The 20344-nt window shown below is 60.0% G+C and carries 25 protein-coding genes; 16 read left to right on the forward strand and 9 right to left on the reverse strand.

Annotation, left to right across the window (positions count from 1 at the left end; genetic code table 11):
• Positions 1-20: 20 nt before the first annotated feature.
• The 6 genes from IMX17_RS14580 to IMX17_RS14605 all read left to right on the forward strand — a co-directional run bounded on the left by IMX17_RS14580 (position 21) and on the right by IMX17_RS14605 (position 7515).
• Entirely contained in the window at positions 21-1319 is a 1299-nt protein-coding gene (locus IMX17_RS14580) for an adenylosuccinate synthase (protein WP_025159583.1), read from the forward strand.
• Positions 1320-1552: 233 nt separating this feature from the next.
• Positions 1553-1978 (forward strand): nitric oxide-sensing transcriptional repressor NsrR, encoded by a 426-nt coding sequence (nsrR, locus tag IMX17_RS14585; protein WP_015376391.1) that lies wholly within the window; start codon positions 1553-1555, stop codon positions 1976-1978.
• A gap of 59 nt (positions 1979-2037) precedes the next feature.
• Positions 2038-4512 (forward strand): ribonuclease R, encoded by a 2475-nt coding sequence (gene rnr, locus IMX17_RS14590; RefSeq protein ID WP_193549892.1) that lies wholly within the window; start codon positions 2038-2040, stop codon positions 4510-4512.
• 61 nt (positions 4513-4573) lie between these two features.
• The gene (gene rlmB, locus IMX17_RS14595) at positions 4574-5305 is read left to right on the forward strand and encodes a 23S rRNA (guanosine(2251)-2'-O)-methyltransferase RlmB (protein WP_004933653.1); all 732 of its coding nucleotides are present in this window, start codon (positions 4574-4576) and stop codon (positions 5303-5305) included.
• A 116-nt stretch (positions 5306-5421) separates the two neighbouring features.
• A complete protein-coding gene (locus IMX17_RS14600; RefSeq protein ID WP_046897967.1) occupies positions 5422-7050 on the forward strand; it encodes an isovaleryl-CoA dehydrogenase in 1629 nt (542 codons plus the stop codon).
• A 66-nt stretch (positions 7051-7116) separates the two neighbouring features.
• Positions 7117-7515: a DUF350 domain-containing protein gene (locus IMX17_RS14605; protein ID WP_015376394.1), complete on the forward strand. Its 399-nt coding sequence runs from the start codon at positions 7117-7119 to the stop codon at positions 7513-7515.
• On the opposite strand, the gene IMX17_RS14610 is transcribed toward IMX17_RS14605, so the two are convergent.
• Positions 7512-7787, reverse strand: a complete 276-nt coding sequence (locus tag IMX17_RS14610; protein ID WP_025159584.1) for a DUF1471 domain-containing protein — start codon at positions 7785-7787, stop codon at positions 7512-7514. The genes IMX17_RS14605 and IMX17_RS14610 overlap by 4 nt on opposite strands.
• 123 nt (positions 7788-7910) lie before the next feature.
• Positions 7911-8219, reverse strand: a complete 309-nt coding sequence (gene bsmA, locus IMX17_RS14615) for a biofilm peroxide resistance protein BsmA (RefSeq protein ID WP_046897968.1) — start codon at positions 8217-8219, stop codon at positions 7911-7913.
• Between the two features lie 127 nt (positions 8220-8346).
• Between bsmA and yjfP the strand changes: the two genes are divergently transcribed.
• Both yjfP and IMX17_RS14625 read left to right on the forward strand, forming a co-directional pair.
• Positions 8347-9099 carry an esterase gene (yjfP, locus tag IMX17_RS14620; protein ID WP_193549893.1) on the forward strand — a complete coding sequence of 251 codons (753 nt, stop codon included), beginning with the start codon at positions 8347-8349 and terminating at the stop codon, positions 9097-9099.
• A gap of 122 nt (positions 9100-9221) precedes the next feature.
• Positions 9222-9596: a hypothetical protein gene (locus tag IMX17_RS14625; protein WP_193549894.1), complete on the forward strand. Its 375-nt coding sequence runs from the start codon at positions 9222-9224 to the stop codon at positions 9594-9596.
• A gap of 99 nt (positions 9597-9695) precedes the next feature.
• Here the strand turns inward: IMX17_RS14625 and IMX17_RS14630 are convergent, their stop codons facing one another.
• Together IMX17_RS14630 and IMX17_RS14635 are read right to left on the reverse strand one after the other, a co-directional pair.
• On the reverse strand, positions 9696-9962 hold the full coding sequence (locus IMX17_RS14630; RefSeq protein WP_046897971.1) for a DUF1471 domain-containing protein: 267 nt from the start codon (positions 9960-9962) through the stop codon (positions 9696-9698).
• Between the two features lie 10 nt (positions 9963-9972).
• The gene (locus tag IMX17_RS14635) at positions 9973-10179 is read right to left on the reverse strand and encodes a hypothetical protein (protein ID WP_152665234.1); all 207 of its coding nucleotides are present in this window, start codon (positions 10177-10179) and stop codon (positions 9973-9975) included.
• Positions 10180-10415: 236 nt separating this feature from the next.
• On the opposite strand from IMX17_RS14635, the gene rpsF reads away from it, so the two are divergent.
• From rpsF to IMX17_RS14660, 5 genes are all read left to right on the forward strand, one after another.
• The gene (gene rpsF, locus IMX17_RS14640; protein ID WP_004933634.1) at positions 10416-10814 is read left to right on the forward strand and encodes a 30S ribosomal protein S6; all 399 of its coding nucleotides are present in this window, start codon (positions 10416-10418) and stop codon (positions 10812-10814) included.
• Between the two features lie 8 nt (positions 10815-10822).
• A complete protein-coding gene (gene priB, locus IMX17_RS14645) occupies positions 10823-11140 on the forward strand; it encodes a primosomal replication protein N (RefSeq protein ID WP_049233092.1) in 318 nt (105 codons plus the stop codon).
• A gap of 4 nt (positions 11141-11144) precedes the next feature.
• Complete coding sequence (gene rpsR, locus IMX17_RS14650; protein WP_000135199.1) at positions 11145-11372, forward strand: 30S ribosomal protein S18; 228 nt, start codon at positions 11145-11147, stop codon at positions 11370-11372.
• A gap of 39 nt (positions 11373-11411) precedes the next feature.
• Positions 11412-11864, forward strand: a complete 453-nt coding sequence (gene rplI, locus IMX17_RS14655) for a 50S ribosomal protein L9 (protein WP_004933629.1) — start codon at positions 11412-11414, stop codon at positions 11862-11864.
• A 112-nt stretch (positions 11865-11976) separates the two neighbouring features.
• On the forward strand, positions 11977-12330 hold the full coding sequence (locus IMX17_RS14660; protein ID WP_033641634.1) for a DUF488 domain-containing protein: 354 nt from the start codon (positions 11977-11979) through the stop codon (positions 12328-12330).
• A 3-nt stretch (positions 12331-12333) separates the two neighbouring features.
• On the opposite strand, the gene IMX17_RS14665 is transcribed toward IMX17_RS14660, so the two are convergent.
• On the reverse strand, positions 12334-13008 hold the full coding sequence (locus IMX17_RS14665; protein WP_046897972.1) for an OapA family protein: 675 nt from the start codon (positions 13006-13008) through the stop codon (positions 12334-12336).
• Positions 13009-13275: 267 nt separating this feature from the next.
• Here IMX17_RS14665 and fklB point away from each other — a divergent pair, with 267 nt between their 5' ends.
• Positions 13276-13896, forward strand: a complete 621-nt coding sequence (gene fklB / locus IMX17_RS14670; protein WP_004933618.1) for an FKBP-type peptidyl-prolyl cis-trans isomerase — start codon at positions 13276-13278, stop codon at positions 13894-13896.
• A 100-nt stretch (positions 13897-13996) separates the two neighbouring features.
• Here the strand turns inward: fklB and IMX17_RS14675 are convergent, their stop codons facing one another.
• Positions 13997-15949: a bifunctional 2',3'-cyclic-nucleotide 2'-phosphodiesterase/3'-nucleotidase gene (locus IMX17_RS14675; protein WP_046897973.1), complete on the reverse strand. Its 1953-nt coding sequence runs from the start codon at positions 15947-15949 to the stop codon at positions 13997-13999.
• Positions 15950-16204: 255 nt separating this feature from the next.
• On the opposite strand from IMX17_RS14675, the gene cysQ reads away from it, so the two are divergent.
• Complete coding sequence (gene cysQ, locus IMX17_RS14680) at positions 16205-16945, forward strand: 3'(2'),5'-bisphosphate nucleotidase CysQ (protein WP_004933611.1); 741 nt, start codon at positions 16205-16207, stop codon at positions 16943-16945.
• A 1-nt stretch (position 16946) separates the two neighbouring features.
• Here the strand turns inward: cysQ and IMX17_RS14685 are convergent, their stop codons facing one another.
• A complete protein-coding gene (locus IMX17_RS14685; RefSeq protein ID WP_025159587.1) occupies positions 16947-17504 on the reverse strand; it encodes a YtfJ family protein in 558 nt (185 codons plus the stop codon).
• Positions 17505-17834: 330 nt separating this feature from the next.
• On the opposite strand from IMX17_RS14685, the gene IMX17_RS14690 reads away from it, so the two are divergent.
• Entirely contained in the window at positions 17835-18041 is a 207-nt protein-coding gene (locus IMX17_RS14690) for a DUF1107 domain-containing protein (protein WP_033641639.1), read from the forward strand.
• Positions 18042-18110: 69 nt separating this feature from the next.
• On the opposite strand, the gene IMX17_RS14695 is transcribed toward IMX17_RS14690, so the two are convergent.
• Positions 18111-19442 (reverse strand): hemolysin family protein, encoded by a 1332-nt coding sequence (locus IMX17_RS14695; protein WP_046897974.1) that lies wholly within the window; start codon positions 19440-19442, stop codon positions 18111-18113.
• 180 nt (positions 19443-19622) lie between these two features.
• Positions 19623-20261, reverse strand: a complete 639-nt coding sequence (msrA, locus tag IMX17_RS14700) for a peptide-methionine (S)-S-oxide reductase MsrA (RefSeq protein WP_089195519.1) — start codon at positions 20259-20261, stop codon at positions 19623-19625.
• Positions 20262-20344 lie beyond the last annotated feature (83 nt).

The following is a 20344-nucleotide window of genomic DNA, read 5'->3' on the forward strand; positions in this document are numbered from 1 at the left end:
GCAATCGGTGATTTTGAAAAATGGGTAAGAACGTCGTCGTACTGGGCACCCAATGGGGTGACGAAGGTAAAGGCAAGGTTGTAGACCTGCTGACTGAACGGGCTCAATATGTTGTGCGCTACCAAGGTGGCCATAACGCTGGCCACACTCTGGTAATCAACGGTGAAAAAACCGTTCTTCATTTAATTCCTTCAGGTATTCTGCGTGAAAACGTCACCAGCATCATCGGCAACGGTGTTGTTCTGGCGCCGGACGCATTGATGAAAGAAATGGGTGAACTCGAAGCGCGTGGCATCCCGGTACGCGAACGTCTGTTACTCTCTGAAGCTTGCCCGTTGATCCTGCCTTACCACGTTGCGTTGGATAACGCGCGTGAGAAAGCGCGCGGCGCGAAAGCGATCGGCACCACCGGTCGCGGCATCGGCCCGGCTTACGAAGATAAAGTGGCTCGTCGCGGTCTGCGCGTCGGCGATCTGTTCAACAAAGAAACCTTCGCCGTTAAGCTGAAAGAGATCGTCGATTACCACAACTTCCAACTGGTCAACTACTACAAAGTTGAAGCCGTCGATTATCAGGCGACGCTGGACTACGTGCTGTCTATCGCCGATATCCTGACCGCGATGGTGGTTGACGTTTCCGAACTGCTGGACGGCGCGCGCAAGCGTGGCGATCTGATCATGTTCGAAGGCGCTCAGGGTACCCTGCTGGATATCGACCACGGTACTTACCCGTATGTGACCTCTTCCAACACCACCGCCGGCGGCGTGGCTACCGGTTCCGGCATCGGCCCGCGTTATGTGGACTACGTGCTGGGCATCGTGAAAGCCTACTCCACTCGCGTGGGTGCAGGCCCGTTCCCAACCGAACTGTTCGATGAAACCGGCGAGTACCTGTGCAAGCAGGGTAACGAGTTCGGCGCCACCACCGGCCGTCGTCGTCGTACCGGTTGGCTGGACGCGGTAGCGGTGCGTCGCGCGGTGCAGATCAACTCCCTGTCTGGCTTCTGCCTGACCAAACTGGACGTCCTGGACGGCCTGAAAGAAGTGAAGATCTGCGTGGGTTACCGCATGCCGGACGGCCGTGAAGTGGACACCACTCCGCTGGCGGCTGAAGGCTGGGAAGGCATTGAGCCTATCTACGAAACCATGCCGGGCTGGAGCGAAACCACCTTTGGCGTGAAAGAGCACAGCAAGCTGCCTCAAGCTGCGCTGAACTACATCAAGCGCATCGAAGAAGTGACCGGCGTACCGGTAGACATCATCTCTACCGGCCCGGATCGCAGCGAAACCATGATCCTGCGCGACCCGTTCGACGCATAATCAGGCTTTGCGGCACTAAACAAACCGGGCGCGTCCCGGTTTGTTTTTATCCTGACTCCCTCCGATTGCGGTTTCACGTCAAAAAATCCTTTCATAAACCCGCCTTAGGGCGCGGGATTCGCTAAATAATTAGCGACGAACTCTCCGGCTGGTTTATTATCCAATGAGTAATCTTTTGAATAGCGCCGAAAAGCGGCGTATCAGACGGGTAAAGTCATACCCAGAGGTAAGATGTGCAGTTAACAAGTTTTACTGATTATGGTCTGCGGGCGTTGATCTACATGGCCTCGTTGCCGCAGGACAAGATGACCAGTATCTCGGAAGTGACCGAGGTGTATGGCGTGTCTCGCAACCATATGGTGAAGATCATCAATCAGTTGAGCCGGGTCGGTTTTGTCACGGCGGTGCGCGGCAAGCATGGCGGCATCCGTTTGGGCAAACCGGCCGAGAGCATTCGCCTCGGCGATGTCGTGCGGGCGCTGGAGCCGCTTGCGCTGGTTAACTGCAGCAGCGAGTTTTGCCACATCACCCCTGCCTGCCGATTGAAGCAGGTGCTCCAACAGGGCGTACAGAATTTCCTTGAAGAGCTGGATAAGCATACGTTGGCCGACATGGTCGAAGACAATCCGCCGCTCTACAAGCTATTGCTTGTCGAATAAAACGACGTTGAGAAGACAAGGCTCAACGTCATCCTGCTGATGACAACGGAGGAACCGCAATGTCACAAGATCCATTCCTGGAACGAGAAGCAGAAAAATACGAATCTCCCATCCCCAGCCGTGAATATATCCTGGCCCATTTGGCGAAACGAGAAACGCCGGCCAGCCGCGAAGAACTGGGCAACGAATTGGGCCTCAGCGGCGAAGAACAGCTGGAAGCGCTGCGCCGCCGCCTGCGCGCCATGGAGCGCGATGGCCAGTTAGTGTTTACCCGCCGCCAGTGCTACGCGCTGCCGGAGCGTTTGGACCTGCTGCGCGGCACGGTGATCGGCCATCGCGACGGCTACGGCTTCCTGCGCGTTGAAGGCAGCAAAGACGATCTCTATCTGTCCGCCGAACAGATGAAAATGGCGATCCACGGTGACGTGGTGCTGGCGCAGGCGCTGGGCGCGGATCGCAAAGGGCGTCGCGAAGCGCGCATCGTGCGCGTGCTGGTGCCGAAAACCAGCCAGATCGTCGGCCGCTTCTTCATGGATGCCGGTACCGGCTTCGTGGTGCCGGACGACAGCCGTCTGAGCTTCGATATTCTGATCCCGGCGGACAGCGTCAGCGGCGCGCGCATGGGGTACATGGTGGTGGTGGAGCTGACTCAGCGCCCAACCCGCCGCACCAAAGCGGTCGGCAAGATCGTCGAGATCCTCGGCGACAAAATGGGCACCAGCATGGCGGTGGATATCGCGCTGCGCACCCATGAGATCCCGCATACCTGGCCGCCGCAGGTGGAAAAGCAGGTGGCCGATCTCAGCGAACAGGTGCCGGAAGCGGCCAAGAAGGGCCGCGTCGATCTGCGCAAGCTGCCGTTGGTCACCATCGACGGTGAAGACGCGCGCGACTTCGATGATGCCGTGTACTGCGAGAAAAAACGCGGCGGCGGCTGGCGCCTGTGGGTAGCGATCGCCGACGTCAGCTACTACGTGCGTCCACGCACCGCGCTGGATGACGAAGCGCGCAGCCGCGGCAACTCGGTCTACTTCCCGTCGCAGGTGATCCCGATGCTGCCGGAAGTGCTGTCCAACGGGCTGTGCTCCCTGAACCCGCAAGTCGATCGCCTGTGTATGGTGTGCGAGATGACCATCTCCGCCCAGGGGCGCCTGTCCACGGCCAAGTTCTACGAGGCGGTGATGAGCTCCCACGCTCGCCTGACCTACAACAAGGTGTGGCACATTCTGCAGGGCGATCAGGAGCTGCGCGAGCATTACCACCCGCTGGTCAAGTACCTGGAAGAGCTGCACGCCATGTACAAGGTGCTGGATAAGGCGCGCGCCGAGCGCGGCGGCATCGCGTTTGAAACCGAAGAAGCCAAATTCATCTTCAACGCCGAACGCCGCATCGAGCGCGTGGAGCCGACGGTGCGCAACGACGCCCACAAGCTGATCGAAGAGTGCATGATCATGGCCAACGTGGCGGCCGCGCGCTTCGTCGAGAAACGCAACGAGCCGGCGCTGTACCGCGTGCACGATCGTCCGAGCGATGACCACATCTCCGCGCTGCGCAGCGTGCTGAGCGAGCTGGGGCTGACGCTGGGCGGCGGCAACAAACCGCAGCCGAAGGACTATGCGGTGCTGATGGATGAAGTGTCCGAGCGCCCTGACCACGAAATGCTGCAAACCATGTTGCTGCGTTCGATGAAGCAGGCGATTTACGATCCGGAAAACCGCGGCCACTTCGGCCTGGCGCTGGCGTCTTATGGCCACTTCACCTCGCCGATCCGCCGTTATCCGGATCTGGCGCTGCACCGTGCGATCAAATATCAGTTGGCCAAAGAACACGGCGAGCAGAAAGAACGCTGGACGCCGACCGGCGGCTGGCACAGCGAGTTCGAAGAGATGCTGCAGCTGGGCGAACACTGCTCGATGACCGAGCGCCGCGCGGACGAAGCGACGCGCAACGTCGCCGACTGGCTGAAGTGCGACTTCATGCAGGATCACGTCGGTGAAGTGTTCAGCGGCATTATCTCCAGCGTGACCGGCTTCGGCTTCTTCGTGCGCCTGAACGATCTGTTCATCGACGGGCTGGTGCACGTATCAACGCTGGATAATGATTACTATCGCTACGATAATATCGGCCAACGTCTGATCGGCGAGTCTTCCGGCACGGTCTATCGCCTTGGGGATACGGTGGAGATCCGCGTGGACGCGGTGCACATGGACGAGCGCAAGATCGACTTCGCGCTGGTGTCCAGCACCCGCAAAGCGCGCGGTGAAGGCAAAACCGAACGCGATCGCGCCAAGAAAGGCGGCCAGCGTACGCTGCGCGACAACGGTAGCGCAGGGCGCGGCAAGCGCCGCGGCGGCAAACCGCCGGCCAACTTCGAGCCGGACAGCGCCTTCCGCAAGCAGGATGACGCCAAGCCCGCCGACAACGTGAAGAAGGCGAAAAAGAAAGCCAAGAAAGCGTCCGACAAAACGCGGAAAATCGCGGCGGCGACCAAAGCCAAACGCGCAGCCAAGAAGAAAGGTGCCGAGCAGGCTTAACCTGCCGCACATCGTTACCATCGGCCGGTTATCGCCGGCCGCACGACTTTAAAAGAGCATCATGAGCGAAATTATTTACGGCATCCACGCCGTCAAAGCCCTGTTAGAGCGCGATCCGCAACGCTTCCTGGAAGTGTTTATCCTGAAAGGTCGCGAAGATCGCCGCCTGCAGCCGCTGATCGCCGAGCTGGAAGCGACCGGCATCGTGATCCAGGTGGCGAACCGCCAATGGCTGGATGACAAGGTTGAAGGCGCGGTGCACCAGGGGATCATCGCCCGGGTGCGCGAAGGGCGTCAGTATCAGGAGAACGATCTGCCGGGCCTGTTGGAGAGCGTGGAAACGCCATTCCTGCTGGTGCTGGACGGCGTGACCGACCCGCATAACCTCGGCGCCTGCCTGCGCAGCGCCGATGCGGCCGGCGTGCACGCGGTGATCGTGCCGCGTGACCGTTCCGCCCAGCTGAACGCCACCGCCAAGAAAGTGGCCTGCGGCGCGGCTGAAAACGTGCCGCTGATCCGCGTGACCAACCTGGCGCGCACGCTGCGTCTGCTGCAAGAGATGAATGTCTGGGTCGTCGGCACCGCCGGCGAAGCCGACCATACGCTGTATCAGAGCAAAATGACCGGCCCGATGGCGCTGGTGATGGGCGCGGAAGGCGAAGGCATGCGCCGCCTGACCCGCGAACACTGTGATGAGCTGATCAGCATCCCGATGGCCGGTACCGTCTCTTCACTGAACGTGTCGGTCGCCACCGGCATCTGTCTGTTTGAAGCGGTGCGCCAGCGCGGCTGATTCTTCTGACGGGAGCGCCGTGCTCCCGTTAATTCCCCCTCTTGTGATCCCGCCTGCGGCAGAAATCTCTGCGCCGACCATACTTACCCCTGACGCTTTTTTCAGGGAGCACTCTCATGGTCTGGACTACGCACACCGTTTTTAACCAACCCAAGCCGCTGGGCAACAGCAACCTGTTTCTCTCCGATACGCCGCTGCGCGAAGCGTTGCAGCGCGAGCAGGGCGGTTGGGACGCCGAGGTATTGGCTTCGCTGGGCCAGCAGCTCGGCACGCAGGAGTCGCTGGAGCTGGGGCGGCTGGCCAACGCCAACCCGCCGGAGCTGCTGCGCTACGACGCCACCGGCCAGCGGCTGGACGACGTTCGCTTTCACCCGGCCTGGCATATCCTGATGCAGGGGCTGATCGCCAACCGGGTGCACAACCTGCCCTGGCAGGAGGATGCGCGCATCGGTTCCTTCGTGGCGCGCGCCGCGCGCTTTATGCTGCATGCGCAGGTTGAGGCCGGCACCCTGTGCCCGGTGACCATGACCTTCGGCGCCACGCCGCTGCTACAGCAGGCGTTACCGGCCGAGTTTCGCGCCTGGCTGACGCCGCTGCTGTCGGATCGTTATGACGCTCACCTGCTGCCGGGCGGGCAAAAACGCGGCCTGCTGATCGGCATGGGCATGACGGAGAAACAGGGCGGCTCCGATGTCTTGAGCAATACCACCACCGCCACGCCGCTCGGCGCGCGCGGGCCGGGCGAAGCCTACCGGCTGGTGGGGCACAAGTGGTTCTTCTCGGTGCCGCAAAGCGATGCGCACCTGGTGCTGGCGCAGGCCGAAGGCGGGCTGTCCTGTTTCTTCCTGCCGCGCATTTTGCCGGACGGCAGCCGCAACGCCATTCGCCTTGAGCGGTTGAAAGACAAGCTGGGCAACCGCTCCAACGCCAGCAGCGAGGTGGAGTTCCAGGACGCCACGGCCTGGCTGCTGGGCGATGAGGGCGACGGGGTGCGGCATATCCTGAAGATGGGCGGCCTGACCCGTTTCGACTGTTCGCTGGGCAGCCACGGCCTGATGCGCCGCGGGCTGTCGGTGGCGCTGTATCATGCGCTGCAGCGGCAGGCGTTCGGCAAGTTGTTGATAGAACAACCACTGATGCGCCAGGTCTTGGCGCGCATGGCGCTGCGGCTGGAAGGGCATACCGCGTTGCTGTTCCGGCTGGCCCGCGCCTGGGAGAGCCGCAGCAATGAAGGCGAACTGATCTACAGCCGGCTGCTGACCCCGGCGGCCAAATACAGCATCTGCCGGCAGGGCATGCCGTTCATCGCCGAGGCGATGGAGGTGCTGGGCGGCATTGGTTACTGCGAGGAGAGCGAACTGCCGCGCCTGTACCGTGAGATGCCGGTGAACAGCATCTGGGAAGGCTCCGGCAACATCATGTGCCTGGACGTGTTGCGCAGTTTGCATAAACTGCCGGGCGCGCTCGAGATGTTGCAGTTCGAGCTGCAGCCGGTGCGCGGCCAGAATCGGTTGTTCGATCACGCCTGGCGGCAGTGGCAGCAGCGTGCCCGGCAACCGAGCGAGGAGATGGGGCGGTTGCTGACCCAGCAGCTGTTCGATCTGTGCTGCGCCGCGCAGCTGTTGCAGCACGCCAGCCCGCAGATCGCCGACGCCTGGTGTCACCTGACGCTGGATCACCGCGGTGAGAGCCTGCTGTCGGCCGAGGTGTGCGAGCTGTTGTTGAACCGCGCCATCGGCGGTTAGGGAAAAGGGTGGCGCCCGGCGGCGAAAACCTTTTTAATTCAGCCTCACTCTGACAGGAAAATGCACATGGATATTCTCAGCGCGTTGGCGGCGTTCGCCTCTTACTTCTTCAGCGGCTTCGCCATGATTTTGGTGTTTCTGTTCGTCTATACCCGCATCACCCCGCACGACGAATGGGCGCTGATCAAGGCCGATAATCAATCCGCCGCCTTTGCTTTCATCGGCGCCTGCCTGGGGTATGTGATCCCGTTGGCCAGCGCGGCGATCAACTCGATCAGCCTGCTGGATTACCTGCTGTGGGGCGTGGTGGCGCTGGTGGTGCAACTGCTGCTGTTCGCGGCCGTGAAGATCTACATGCCGCGCATCAGCGACAAGATAGAAGCGAATCACCTGGCCGCCGGGATTTTCCTGGGGGGCGTCTCCGTCAGCGGCGGCGTGTTGAATGCGGCTTGCATGAGCTACTAAAGGTATAAGATCGCCGAGGCGCGCCAGCCAGGCGGGTGCGCCTGCTCTTCCATGCGCAGGATGCGGTAATAGCTGGCGCCGTGTTGGTCGGCGGTGCGGGCGATGGCCAGTTCCGCCTCCTGCGGTGAGCCGGGCAGATCGTTGAAGGTGATCTCGGCGATTTCACTGAGCGGCGTCACGCGATCGGCGGGCGCCAGCTCGGCGGACTGTGCGCCGGTGCTGAGCAACCCCATGGAAAGCAAGAGGGAGGTGAGTGCGGTGGAGCGTTTCATGGCGTTCCCCTTCGTCAGATCCTGATTCGACACCCGCAACATGCGGCATGCTGTCACTCAGTGTGCAACACCCTGCTTCAGCCAGTGCAAAGCCAGTGTAAATCTGCTTAAAAAATCCCCGCCTTAGCGATACAGGATCGCCTGGGAATACCATTGGCCCGGCACGACGGTCTCGCTGTTCATGATGATCACGTAATAACGGGCGCCGGCGGCGGTGGCCTTGCGCTGGATCTCCGCTTCCACGTCCATCGGGCTGCCGCGTACCACGGCGGTGACGGTGCCGATTTTCACCAGCTCGGCGGTTTGCGCGCGAACGATCTCCTGCGCCTGAGTGGTGGGGGGCGGCGGCGGTTTCGGCGTGGTGGTCATGATGCCGCAGGCGGAAAGCTGTGCGGCCAGCGTCAGGGTAATGAGTGTGCGGACAATCGTCATGGTGACCTCGGAAGCGCCGGTGCGATGGCTTCAGTGTAACGCAATATAAGCTGTAACAGATTGAGCTATCGCTGCTTCGCGCAAGTTTGTCATGATGAATGCCAACAGGTGAGTTGAGGATGAACGGATGATCGAAATTCATGACGAGCGGGCGGGCGATATTGCGGTGATCCATGCGGTGCCGGCGGGGCAGTATCATCGGCCGCTGCCGACGGTGTTCTTCTGCCATGGCTATACCTCGTCGAAAGAGGTGTACGCCTACTTCGCCTATGCGCTGGCGCGCGCCGGTTTTCGGGCGGTGCTGCCGGATGCCGATCGGCACGGCGAGCGGTTCGACGGCGATGAGGCGCGGCGCCTGGCGTCGTTCTGGGAGATCCTGCGCAGCAATATCGACGAACTGCCGCAGATCAAGGCGCATTTCGAGCGGCTCGGCCTGATCGCCGACGGCCGCATCGGCGTCGCCGGCGCCTCAATGGGCGGCATGACCGCGCTCGGTGCCTTCGCGCGCTTCCCGTGGATCCGGGCGGCCGCCAGCCTGATGGGCTCCGGCTATTACCGTGCGCTGGCGCAAACGCTGTATCCGCCGTTGGGCGAGACGGGCGAGGCGCTCTCGCCGGCCGCGTTTGCGGCGCGAACCGCCGTACTGGCGGAGTATGAGCTGGAAGGACGTTTGGTGCAGATCGCCGGGCGGCCGCTGCTGCTGTGGCACGGCGAGACGGACGACGTGGTGCCGGCGGCGGACAGCCTGCGTTTGGCGGCTGAACTGCGGCAGCAAGGTGCGGACGGCCGTTTGACATCGCTCGTCGAGCCGGGCGTGAAGCACCGCATCACGCCGTTGGCGCTGTCCGCCACCACCGATTTCTTCCGCCGCGAATTGTAATGCGCCTCCGGGCGCGATGCGTGGAATTACAGCGCTCTGCGCAGGCTATTTCGGCCATCGTTTGGCCGCTCGAAGGGGAGAATGTCAGCGTGAATTCTTTCAGGGGCGGCAAGGAGCAGAGCATGATAAAGGGTATCAGCAAGACGGCCGAGGCCGATCGCAGTTTGATGGGAACGATAAAAGCGCGCGCCGATCTTAACTCAGCGGCCTTCAGCGAGCTGTTGGGCGCCGCCGACGGCAAGGCGCGGCAAAACAAGGCGAATCCGCTGTCGCGCATCACCGCGCAGACGGTGCAAAACATGACGGCGCTGTTCGCCTCTGCGCCGAAAGCGGCGGCCGCGCAAACCGCGAAGGCCGGCTCGCTCTCCTTCGAGCAGCGGGCGACGCTGGAGGAAAGCGCCGAACTGCTGCAGGTACGGACAAACTATCTGCGGATGGCGCTGCAATTGCACAATCCGGGCAAGGCGTTCAGCGCGCCGACGTTGCTCAAACTGTGATGGGTGAGGAAGTGGAGCGCCCGACAGGCGGCGCTCCGGTGCGGACTGAACGGGCTTTCTGATGAAGCCCTGGGGATTTCCCTGGCGTGGCGCGTCTTTTTAACGGTACAGCTCGGCGCTAACGTGCATCGTGCTGTTGTCGCTCGGTTCGTGCAGGGCGATGATGCGATAAGAGCTTGCACCGCGTTGATCGGCGATTTTACTGACCTGGCTGCTGGCGTCATCCGGCGAGACCACGTTCTGGTTCAGGGTGACGAAGCCGACGCTCTGGCGTTGATCGGCCTGGTGCGAGGAGATCTCCGTCGCGGCCATCACGTTGGCGGAGAACAGGGCGGCAAGCGCCGTCGCGAGAAGGATGCGTTTCATAGTGCCTCTCTTACTTTTTGCCGTTACGGCCTGACAGCGAGTGTCGCTGCGGCAAAAAGTCATTTATCTGCATTGAATAACCTGGAGTCTTTTTCGTCGCGCTGTCTGCGGCGGATAAGGTTAATTTTAGTCGGTTGCGGCGGATTAAAAAGCCGGGCGTTTTGATGACCTCTTTCAAAAAAAATGAAATAGATTTGTGACTCAGCGCTGATTTCATTGAAAGATTTTTGAAACTGATGGATCGGCGTACATAGGTTTCCTCGCCAGCAAATCGTGCTATTTCCCATACCCCCTCTCAATAATGCGAATAAAACCCACGCAGTCCTTGAGTTTCCCGCCCTGCGTCAGTATGATTACGCGTCATTTTTCAGCCGCACACTAAACACGTTCCTTGCTTCCATGGGCCGCGGTTGACCCTGACAGGAGGCTGAATAATCCGTAAGGAGCAATTCGATGCGTCATTACGAAATCGTTTTTATGGTCCATCCTGACCAAAGCGAACAGGTTCCGGGCATGATCGAGCGTTACAGTGCTACCATCACTAACGCGCAAGGTCAGATTCACCGTCTGGAAGACTGGGGCCGCCGTCAGCTGGCTTATCCGATCAATAAACTGCACAAAGCTCACTACGTTCTGCTGAACGTTGAAGCGCCGCAGGAAGCGATCGATGAGCTGGAAACTAACTTCCGCTTCAACGACGCCGTTATCCGCAGCATGGTTATGCGCGTTAAGCACGCGGTAACTGAAGCATCTCCGATGGTTAAAGCGAAAGACGAACGTCGTGGCGATCGCCGCGAAGACTTCGCTAACGAAACCGCAGATGATGCAGATGCTGGGGATTCTGAAGAGTAATTGCCGCCGTGACGGCTAATCGTCTGGTTTTGTCGGGCACTGTGTGCAAGGCACCGGTTCGAAAAGTGAGTCCTTCCGGGATACCGCACTGCCAATTTGTGCTAGAGCACCGTTCGCAGCAGATGGAAGCCGGATTCAGCAGACAAGCATGGTGCCGAATGCCCGTGGTTGTCAGCGGACAACAGTCACAAGCACTAACTCAAAGATTAACGGTCGGCAGTCAGATTACCGTGCAAGGCTTTGTAAGCTGCCATCAAGGGCGCAACGGGCTGAGCAAATTGGTTCTGCATGCCGAGCAGATTGAATTGATAGATTCTGGAGACTAGCCAAATGGCACGTTATTTCCGTCGTCGCAAGTTCTGCCGTTTCACCGCGGAAGGCGTTCAAGAGATTGACTATAAAGACATCGCTACGCTGAAAAACTACATCACCGAAAGTGGTAAAATTGTACCGAGCCGTATCACCGGTACTCGTGCAAAATATCAGCGCCAGCTGGCCCGTGCTATCAAGCGCGCGCGCTACCTGTCTTTGTTGCCGTACACTGATCGTCATCAGTAATCGGCCACTGTCCATTAACGACTTTGAGAGGATAAGGTAATGCAAGTTATTCTGCTTGATAAAGTAGCAAACCTGGGCAGCCTGGGTGATCAAGTTAACGTTAAAGCGGGCTACGCTCGTAACTTCCTGGTACCACAGGGCAAAGCTGTTCCTGCTACCAAGAAAAACGTTGAGTTCTTCGAAGCACGCCGCGCTGAACTGGAAGCCAAACTGGCTGACGTTCTGGCTGCTGCTGAAGCTCGCGCAACCAAGATCAACGAACTGGGTTCAGTGACCATCGCTTCCAAATCTGGCGACGAAGGTAAACTGTTCGGCTCTATCGGCACCCGCGACATCGCTGACGCAGTGACTGCGGCAGGCGTTGAAGTTGCCAAGAGCGAAGTTCGTCTGCCGAACGGCGTTCTGCGTACCACTGGTGAGCACGAAGTGCACTTCCAGGTACACAGCGACGTGTTCGCACAGCTGAATGTAGTTGTGGTTGCAGAAGCGTAATTTACGCTGCTGTTAACCCGGTTAAAACGCCAGCCTCGCGCTGGCGTTTTGCTTTTCTGCGCCCGGCAAAACGCGCTACGCTTGAAGACGGGATGAAAAGGGAGAGCGTGCGATGGCAACGATTACGCTACAGCGGGTTTACGACTTCAGCGCGCCGGCGCCGGCGCATTGCTATCTGATAGACAGGCTATGGCCGCGCGGCATCAGCAAGGAGAGGCTGGCGGGCGTGCAGTGGTTGAAACAGGTGGCGCCGGATGATGAGCTGCGCAAGTGGTTCCATCAGCATACCGACCAGTGGGAAGCCTTCGAGGCGCGTTACCGCCAACAGCTGGCGGCCAACGACGCCTGGCAGCCGCTGGTGGCGCTGTTGCGGCAGGGGGAGGCGCTGACGCTGCTGTATGGCAGCAAAGATACCGCGCACAACCAGGGCGTGGTGCTGCGCGAGTTTCTGCTGGCGCAGCTTTAGCGATTAACGTTCCCGGCGGTAGCTGCCGTCGGCCTGGCGGCGGAACAGCGCCTGGCTGTTGTCCACGGTGGTGACCGACAGCGCGCTAATCACGCCGTTGGCGTCGCGTTCGATACGCACTTCCTGGCCGGCCTTCATGTTGCTCAGCGGCTTGTCGCCGCCTTCTACCTGCGCCATGGCGAACACCTCATTCACCGGCAGATTGTTGTCGCGAAACAGCTGGGCCAGCGTCTGGCCGGGCTGGATCTGATAACGCTGCCAGTTGCCCGCCGGCGTCGGTTCGTCGGCCGGCGTGGCGGCGCCACCGCCGTTTTGCAGCTCAGCCTGCAGCGGCACGCTGGTTTCCTGCTGAGAGACCGGGAACGGCTGTCTTTCGGGCGAGTAGGGCCACAGCAACGCCAGCAGCAGAATGATGCCGAAGATCAGCACCCAGCGGCGGTGAAAGTAGGGCAGTGGTTCCATCCAATGGAAACCGTCCGGCAGATGCCAGACTTTGGCCAGCAGCGCTTTGACCTGCTGCATTTTGTCGTTGGCCGACGGCGGTTCCGATGGCGGCTCCGCGCCTTCAGACGCAGGTGCGGCGCCCGGTTTCAGGCGCTGGCTGATGTTCAGCCAGGTGCGCAGCAGCGGCTGGTAGATGCGGGTGGTTTTCCTTCTCCTGGGCGCGATTCTGCCCATGGTGACCTCTCTTCGACGGCGTAATAATAAGCGCGGCGCGGCAAGCGCGTCGCCTGCCCGATATCCTGCTTTCAGTATAGTCCGCTAACTGATTGAAGTGAAAGGCGGCTGAGCGGCAGGGCCGGGGTTTGCGGCTGCGGGCGTTAACAGAAGGTTATTGTTTCTTTTTCTACGACAAAAGTCATCATTCTCCACACAAGATTTTACCCGGCATTGACGCGCTGTTATGCTGCGCTTTCGACTTTTTACAGACTTAAGGAAAACCCCATGACAACCCCTTCTTTTGACAGCGTTGAAGCGCAAGCAAGTTACGGGATTGGTTTACAGGTCGGCCAGCAGCTGCAAGAGTCCGGGCTGGAAGGTTTGCAACCGGAAGCTTTGCTGGCGGGTCTGCGCGACGCGCTGGAAGGGAATGCCCCGGCGGTTCCGGTAGACGTGGTGCACCGTGCGCTGCGTGAAATCCACGAGCGTGCGGATGCGGTGCGCCGCGAGCGCCAGCAGGCGATGGCCGTTGAAGGCCAGAAATTCCTGGACGACAACGCCAAGCGCGACGACGTGACGCTGACCGAGTCTGGCCTGCAGTTCTCCGTACTGGAGCAGGGCAACGGCCCAATCCCGTCCCGTCAGGATCGCGTGCGTGTGCACTACACCGGCCGTCTGATAAACGGCGACGTGTTCGACAGCTCGGTTGAACGCGGCCAGCCGGCAGAATTCCCGGTCAGCGGCGTGATCCCAGGCTGGATCGAAGCGCTGACCCTGATGCCGGTCGGTTCCAAATGGCAGCTGTATATCCCGCACAACCTGGCCTACGGCGAGCGTGGCGCAGGCGCGTCCATCCCGCCGTTCAGCGCGCTGGTGTTCGACGTCGAGCTGCTGGAAATCCTGTAATCCCACCGAGGATTACTCTGGGCGCCTTCGTGGCGCCCTTATTTTATGCGCCGCGCAAACGGGCGATGAATGGCCGGGCGAGCCGGCCAGTGACAGTGAGTTACTTACCGCTTAAATCGATGCGATAAACCGCGAAGCCGATGCTGTCGCTGCCTGCGGCGCTCATCGGGTATTGGGCGTGCTCTTTGATAAACTTCGTCGCTTTGTCCGAAGGCGAGGTCTCGAAGCGGATATCCAGCGGCTGCGTGCTGCTGAAGTTAGCCAAACGCCAATTGTTGTCCGCCTGCGGGCGCACCGCGCCATGCCGCTGGGTTTCGGCGCTGATGTAGGCCGCCAGCACCGAGCGGTTTTCATCCGGCGAAGCGAAGGCGATATGTTTGTCGCCGGTGCCGGCAAACTTGCCGCCGTAGGCGCGGTAGTTGTTGGTGGCAACCAGGAAGGTGGCGTTCGGATCGATCGGCTTGCCGTTGAAGGTCAGCTGCTTGATGCGCTCCGCCTTAGCGTTGATCAGCTGGCATTCGCCGTCGTAGCGCGCCGGCTGGCTGACGTCGATCTGGTAGTTGACGCCGTCGATCACGTCGAAGTTGTAGGTGCGGAAGCCGTCCCAGTTGATCAAGCCCTGCGGCTTGGCGCTGTTGACGTCGATCTGGTTGAACTGGCCGGCGGAGCACTCCAGCCACTCTTTCACCTCTTTGCCGCTGGCCTTCACCACCACCAGCGTATTGGGATAGAGATAGAGATCGGCGGCGTTGCGGAAGGTGAGCTGGCCTTTTTCCACTTCGACGAAGCTGGCGGGGTCGTTCTTGCGGCCGCCGACCTTGAACGGGGCCGCCGCTGACAGCACCGGCAGATCGGCCAGGTCCGGGTCGCCCTGGATGTAATGTTCGACGTAGGCCTTCTGCGCATTGTTGACGATCTGCACCGTCGGATCGTCCTGCACCAGCGCCAGGTAGCTGTACATGTTGCCGTCGGATTTACCGATCGGCTGGCTGACGAACTCGCGCGTGCCTTTGTGATCGTCCGCCAACACCTTCACCAGCGCAGCATCTTCCGCCGCCAGCGATTTCTTGTTCTCTTTGTCGTAGATCGGCCGCGCTTCCGCTTTGGCGGCGGTCACTTTCCAGCTACCGCCATCGTTGTTGAGCTGCAGATCGACCACGCCGAGATGGTCGCCCCATTGGCCCGGCATCACCGCCGGTACGCCATTCAGCAGACCTTTGTCGATATCCGCGCCTTTGATGTTGGCGAAGTCCTTGCTCGGGAACACCGCGTGGGCGTGGCCGAACATGATGGCGTCGATGCCGGGCACCTGGCTGAGGTAATAGACCGAGTTTTCCGCCATCGCCTTGTAAGGCTCGCTGGACAGCCCGGAATGCGGGATCGCCACCACCAGATCGGCGCCCTGTTTACGCATCTGCGGCACGTAGCGCTTGGCGGTGGCGGTGATGTCGTCCACCGTCACTTTGCCCTGCAGGTTGGCTTTGTCCCACACCAGGATCTGCGGCGGCACGAAGCCGATGTAGCCGATGCGCAGCGTATGCGCCTTGCCATCACGATCCTTCACCGGGGTATCGACGATGATGTAGGGCGCGAACAGCGGTTTTTGCGTTTTGGCGTCGATGACGTTGGCGTTGATGTATGGGAATTTGGCGCCGGCGATGGCGTTCTGCAGGTAGTCCAGCCCGTAGTTGAACTCATGGTTGCCGATGTTGCCGACCACATAGTCCAGCGTGTTCATCGCCTTATAGACCGGGTGCACGTCGCCCGGTTTCAGCCCCTTGGCCGCCATGTAATCGCCGAGCGGGCTGCCCTGAATGATGTCGCCGTTATCCACCAACACCGCGTTGGCGGCCTGCTGGCGCGCCTGTTGGATCAGGCTGGCGGTGCGCACCAGGCCGAACTTGTCGGTCGGCGTGTCCTTGTAGTAATCGAAGTCCATCATGTTGCTGTGCAGATCGGTGGTTTCCAGCACGCGCAGATCGACGGTGGCCGCCTGCGCCGAGGCGCATACCAGCAGCGCAAGCGCGGACAGCGTCAGTGGATGCTTCATCATTTGGGGTTCTCTCCATTCCATTATTCGAGTGTTATCGCAGAGGGAAATGTAATTAACACTGCTTGCCACAGTAAACTGTGAAGTGTGGCAGAAAACGGCGGCGGGTAACGCGGGGAAGTTCACAGTTGTGCCCAACAGGATCTGAGGAATTCCCGTGGCTTAGCCGGTTGAGATGGATATTCGGCGTAAAAAAAACTAGTCTGCTAGCAGAGACAGAGGGAAATTTCCCACGGAGATGCAGAGTTGAGGTGCATGATGTTAGAGCGAATTTGCCAACTGTCCCGCGAGGCGGGGGCGGCGATCATGGCGGTGTACGACGGTGAACAACCGCTTGATGTCGCACAGAAAAAAGATGACTCACCGGTGACGGCGGCCGATCTGGCGGCGCATCACATCATCAAGCGCGGCCTGGCGGCCCTGACGCCGGAGGTGCCGCTGCTGTCGGAAGAGGATCCGCCGGCGTGGGAAGAGCGCCGCAGCTGGACGCGCTACTGGCTGGTCGATCCGCTGGACGGCACCAAAGAGTTCTTGCATCGCAATGGCGAGTTCACGGTCAATATCGCCCTGATTGAAGACGGGCAGGCGGTGATGGGCGTGGTGTACGCCCCGGCGATCGACGTGTTGTATCTGGCGGAGCGCGGCAAGGCCTGGAAAGAAGAGAAGGGCGTGCGGCAGGCGATCGGCGTCAGCAACGCGCATCCGCCGCTGGTGGTGGTGAGCCGCTCGCATATCGACGACGAATTGAAAGACTATTTGCAGCAGCTGGGCGAGCACCAGACCGTGTCCGTCGGTTCCTCGCTGAAGTTCTGCCTGGTGGCGGAAGGCAAGGCGCAGCTCTATCCGCGCTTCGGGCCAACCAATATTTGGGATACCGCCGCAGGACATGCGGTGGCGGTGGCCGCCGGGGCGCAAATTCACGATTGGCAGGGCAAGCCGTTGCTTTACACCCCGCGTGAATCTTTCCTCAACCCCGGCTTCCGGGTTTCGCTGTTCTGAATCAGTTCGCCAACAGCTGGTGCAGCTTGGACATCACCTGCTGCACCTCTTCCGGCGTCAGCGCGCCGTCTTTGGCGAACTGAATGCGCCCTTGCTTATCCAGCACCACGATAGCGGAACCTTTCGGCTGCAGATCCCAGGCTTTGCGTACGTTGCCGTCGCTGTCGACGATAAACTGCGACCACGGGAACTCTTTCTTGCTGTCTTCGATGCTGCTGCGCACGAACATGGCGGTGCCCATCAGGGCATCGTCGGTGTTGACGATTGTCGTCGTTTGGTAACGATCGTGTGGTAGCTTCGCCTTCTTAATCGCTTCAATCAGTGGGTCGTTCATGTCTTTGGCGGAGCTGCGGCCGGCAATGTGCTGTATCACCCGCACTTTTCCACTGAGCTGCGCGCTGTTCCAATTCTGGTAGCTAAAATTACCGTCAGCGTAATTGAGCTCTCCTTTATCGCTGACGCCAACCGGCGCCACGCGCTGCTGGAGCTGGAAGTTGTGCGCGGAAGCGAAAAGCGGGGCGAGCAGCAGGGATACCATCAGCATGCGACTTGTTTTCATGCTTTCTCCTTGTAAATGGGGGAATTTGTGCGACAGCACTTCGACAGCCTAAAGCATAGGATGTGATAAGAGGTCTGTCCTGTTAACCGGATCGCAGTTTTTCCCTTGGTTCGCTAATCATCAGATTTTGAAGGGATATCCTGAAAACGTTATAAATCATCATATACAATTCTGTCAAAAAGTGTAAATCCAGTGCAGATCACCGGGCGGAAGTGAACGATCTGGTCTTTACTGGGTCTACTACATGCAATCAAGTTGCGTTCTGAATTTCGAGGCTGCCACCTTTGGCGGCTCGCTGAGCGCATGGATCAACGGGAGGAGCGTAAAAGAATGAGAATCTTCCAGCGTTATAACCCTTTGAAAGTGGCGAAGTACGTTAAGACCCTGTTTCGCGGAAGGCTGTATATCAAGGACGTGGGCGCATTTGAATTCGACGAGGGGAAAATCCTGCCGCCGAAGATTCGCGATAAGCGCCATTTCAGCGTGATGTCCGAAGTGAACCGCCAGGTGCTGCTGCTGCAGGCCGAGGTCGGCTGAACACGGCGCTGACAGCGGTAAAAAAATGCGGCCCCGATGGGGCCGCTGATGTTTTTGTCCTTCGCGCCGTCAGGCCGCAGGCGTGTCGTCCGGCGCTTTCGGCAGCACCGCCGCCGGTTTGTCGCTCAGCCGGGTGACCAGCAGCTGATCTATCTTGTAGCTGTCGATATCCACCACTTCGAACTTGTAGCCGGCGTATTTGACGAAGTCGGTGCGTTTCGGGATCTTGCGCAGCATGTACATCATAAAGCCGCCAATGGTTTCGTAGTTGCCCGCCTGCGGGAACTCGTCGATATCCAGCACGCGCATCACGTCGTCGATCGGCGTGCCGCCTTCAATCAGCCATGAGCTTTCGTCGCGCGCCACGATCTGCTCTTCCTGGCCCTGGCCGACCAGATCGCCCATCAGCGTGGTCATCACGTCGTTAAGGGTGATGATGCCCACCACTAACGCATATTCATTGAGGATCACCGCGAAGTCTTCGCCGGCGGTTTTGAAGCTTTCCAGCGCTTCGGACAGCGTCAACGTGTCCGGCACGATCAGCGCCGAGCGGATCTGCACGCCGCTGCTCAGCACCAGACTTTGGTTGCCCAGCACGCGGTTCAGCAGGTCTTTGGAATCGACGTAACCCACCACCTGATCGATATGGCCGTCGCATACCAGGAACTTGGAGTGCGGATGGGTCGAGACCTTCTCCTTGATGCTCTCTTCACTTTCGCGCAGATCGAAGTACACCACGCTTTCGCGCGAGGTCATCGAAGACGGCACGGTGCGCGATTCCAGTTCGAACACGTTTTCAATCAGCTCGTGCTCCTGCTTGCGCAGCACGCCCGCCAGGGCGCCGGCTTCCACCACTGCGTAGATGTCATCGGAGGTGATGTCGTCTTTACGCACCATCGGCAGCTTGAACATGCGGAAGATCAGGTTGGCCATGCCGTTGAAGAACCACACCAGCGGGCGGAAGATCATGATGGAGAAACGCATCGGGTTGATGATCCGGACGGCGACCGTCTCTGGTGCAATCATACCGATGCGCTTCGGGGTCAAATCGGCGAACAGGATAAACAGGCTGGTCACCAGCACGAAGGAGCAGATGAAGCTGACCTGTTCCGCCAGCTCGGGCGAGAGAAAACGGTCGAATAACACTTTGAAGTAAGGCGAGAAAGCCGCGTCGCCGACGATACCGCCGAGGATGGCCACGGCGTTCAGGCCGATCTGCACCACGGTGAAGAAGATGCCCGGGGTTTCTTGCAGTTTAAGCACTCTGGCGGCGTTGACGTTGCCTTCGTCCGCCATCAGTTTCAGTTTGATCTTGCGCGAGGCGGCCAGAGAGATTTCCGACAGTGAGAAAAACGCACTCACCGCGATCAGAAAAAGAATCAGTAAAATACTGTTTAACATAATCTATCCATACGTGCCGACGGGATGCCGGCGCTCTTGAGGAAGGGTAGTACATAGTAAAAAAAGCAGCGATAACAACCAGAAGGGAAGCTATCGGGCCGCAGAAGCGGCCCGCACAGTATAGCAGTTGCCCCACAGGGGCCGCCAGCGGTTAAAAAAGTGCCGCCGGCCGGCATCGGATCAGCCCTGCGGCGGCAGGCAAACGCCGATGCCGCCCAGCCCGCAGTAGCCCTCCGGGTTTTTGAACAGGTACTGCTGGTGATCGTCTTCCGCATAATAGAACGGCAGCGCCGGCGCGATCTCGGTGGTGATGACGCGCTTGTCGCCCGCCGCCGCCATCGCCTGCTGGAAGCGTTGCAGGCTGCTTTCCGCCTCGGCCTGCTGCTCTGGGCTCAGCGTGTAAATCGCCGAGCGGTACTGCGTGCCGACGTCGCCGCCCTGGCGCATGCCCTGCGCCGGATCGTGATTTTCCCAGAACACCTGCAGCAGCTGCTTGTAGCTGACGACCTGCGGATCGAACACCACGCGCACCACTTCGGCGTGGCCGGTCTGGCCGCTGCACACTTCGCGGTAGGTCGGGTTCGGCGTGTAGCCGCCGCTGTAGCCGGCGGCGGTGCTGTAGACGCCCGGCTGTTGCCAGAACAGACGCTCAACGCCCCAGAAACAGCCCATGGCGAAGATCGCCACTTCCATGCCGGCCGGCACCTGAGTCATCGAGTGTTCGGTGACGACGTTGAGCGTTGCGACAGGCATTGGCGTGGTGCGGCCAGGCAGCGCGCTTGCCTTATCGACGGTTTGTGATTTATCAAAAAATGGCACCACGGTTGACTCCTGTTGTCACAGTAAGAATTGACCCTACATGGCGGCGGTTCGGTTGTATCTCACCGCGTCTTTGCCCACAA

This window comes from Serratia sp. X3, from assembly GCF_014982455.1.
GTDB classification, from domain to species: Bacteria; Pseudomonadota; Gammaproteobacteria; order Enterobacterales; family Enterobacteriaceae; genus Serratia; species Serratia ureilytica.

What these genes read in the sequence shown, in the direction of transcription:
- rnr (WP_193549892.1), top strand. Translation starts at nt 2,038, where the DNA reads ATGTCACAAGATCCATTCCTGGAACGAGAAGCAGAAAAATACGAATCT.
- yjfP (WP_193549893.1), top strand. Translation starts at nt 8,347, where the DNA reads ATGATCGAAATTCATGACGAGCGGGCGGGCGATATTGCGGTGATCCAT.
- bsmA (WP_046897968.1), bottom strand. Translation starts at nt 8,219, where the DNA reads ATGACGATTGTCCGCACACTCATTACCCTGACGCTGGCCGCACAGCTT.
- IMX17_RS14600 (WP_046897967.1), top strand. Translation starts at nt 5,422, where the DNA reads ATGGTCTGGACTACGCACACCGTTTTTAACCAACCCAAGCCGCTGGGC.
- IMX17_RS14580 (WP_025159583.1), top strand. Translation starts at nt 21, where the DNA reads ATGGGTAAGAACGTCGTCGTACTGGGCACCCAATGGGGTGACGAAGGT.
- IMX17_RS14690 (WP_033641639.1), top strand. Translation starts at nt 17,835, where the DNA reads ATGAGAATCTTCCAGCGTTATAACCCTTTGAAAGTGGCGAAGTACGTT.
- IMX17_RS14685 (WP_025159587.1), bottom strand. Translation starts at nt 17,504, where the DNA reads ATGAAAACAAGTCGCATGCTGATGGTATCCCTGCTGCTCGCCCCGCTT.
- cysQ (WP_004933611.1), top strand. Translation starts at nt 16,205, where the DNA reads ATGTTAGAGCGAATTTGCCAACTGTCCCGCGAGGCGGGGGCGGCGATC.
- IMX17_RS14625 (WP_193549894.1), top strand. Translation starts at nt 9,222, where the DNA reads ATGATAAAGGGTATCAGCAAGACGGCCGAGGCCGATCGCAGTTTGATG.
- rplI (WP_004933629.1), top strand. Translation starts at nt 11,412, where the DNA reads ATGCAAGTTATTCTGCTTGATAAAGTAGCAAACCTGGGCAGCCTGGGT.
- fklB (WP_004933618.1), top strand. Translation starts at nt 13,276, where the DNA reads ATGACAACCCCTTCTTTTGACAGCGTTGAAGCGCAAGCAAGTTACGGG.
- IMX17_RS14610 (WP_025159584.1), bottom strand. Translation starts at nt 7,787, where the DNA reads ATGAAACGCTCCACCGCACTCACCTCCCTCTTGCTTTCCATGGGGTTG.
- rpsR (WP_000135199.1), top strand. Translation starts at nt 11,145, where the DNA reads ATGGCACGTTATTTCCGTCGTCGCAAGTTCTGCCGTTTCACCGCGGAA.
- IMX17_RS14660 (WP_033641634.1), top strand. Translation starts at nt 11,977, where the DNA reads ATGGCAACGATTACGCTACAGCGGGTTTACGACTTCAGCGCGCCGGCG.
- rlmB (WP_004933653.1), top strand. Translation starts at nt 4,574, where the DNA reads ATGAGCGAAATTATTTACGGCATCCACGCCGTCAAAGCCCTGTTAGAG.
- IMX17_RS14635 (WP_152665234.1), bottom strand. Translation starts at nt 10,179, where the DNA reads ATGAAATCAGCGCTGAGTCACAAATCTATTTCATTTTTTTTGAAAGAG.
- IMX17_RS14605 (WP_015376394.1), top strand. Translation starts at nt 7,117, where the DNA reads ATGGATATTCTCAGCGCGTTGGCGGCGTTCGCCTCTTACTTCTTCAGC.
- IMX17_RS14675 (WP_046897973.1), bottom strand. Translation starts at nt 15,949, where the DNA reads ATGATGAAGCATCCACTGACGCTGTCCGCGCTTGCGCTGCTGGTATGC.
- IMX17_RS14630 (WP_046897971.1), bottom strand. Translation starts at nt 9,962, where the DNA reads ATGAAACGCATCCTTCTCGCGACGGCGCTTGCCGCCCTGTTCTCCGCC.
- IMX17_RS14695 (WP_046897974.1), bottom strand. Translation starts at nt 19,442, where the DNA reads ATGTTAAACAGTATTTTACTGATTCTTTTTCTGATCGCGGTGAGTGCG.
- rpsF (WP_004933634.1), top strand. Translation starts at nt 10,416, where the DNA reads ATGCGTCATTACGAAATCGTTTTTATGGTCCATCCTGACCAAAGCGAA.
- IMX17_RS14665 (WP_046897972.1), bottom strand. Translation starts at nt 13,008, where the DNA reads ATGGGCAGAATCGCGCCCAGGAGAAGGAAAACCACCCGCATCTACCAG.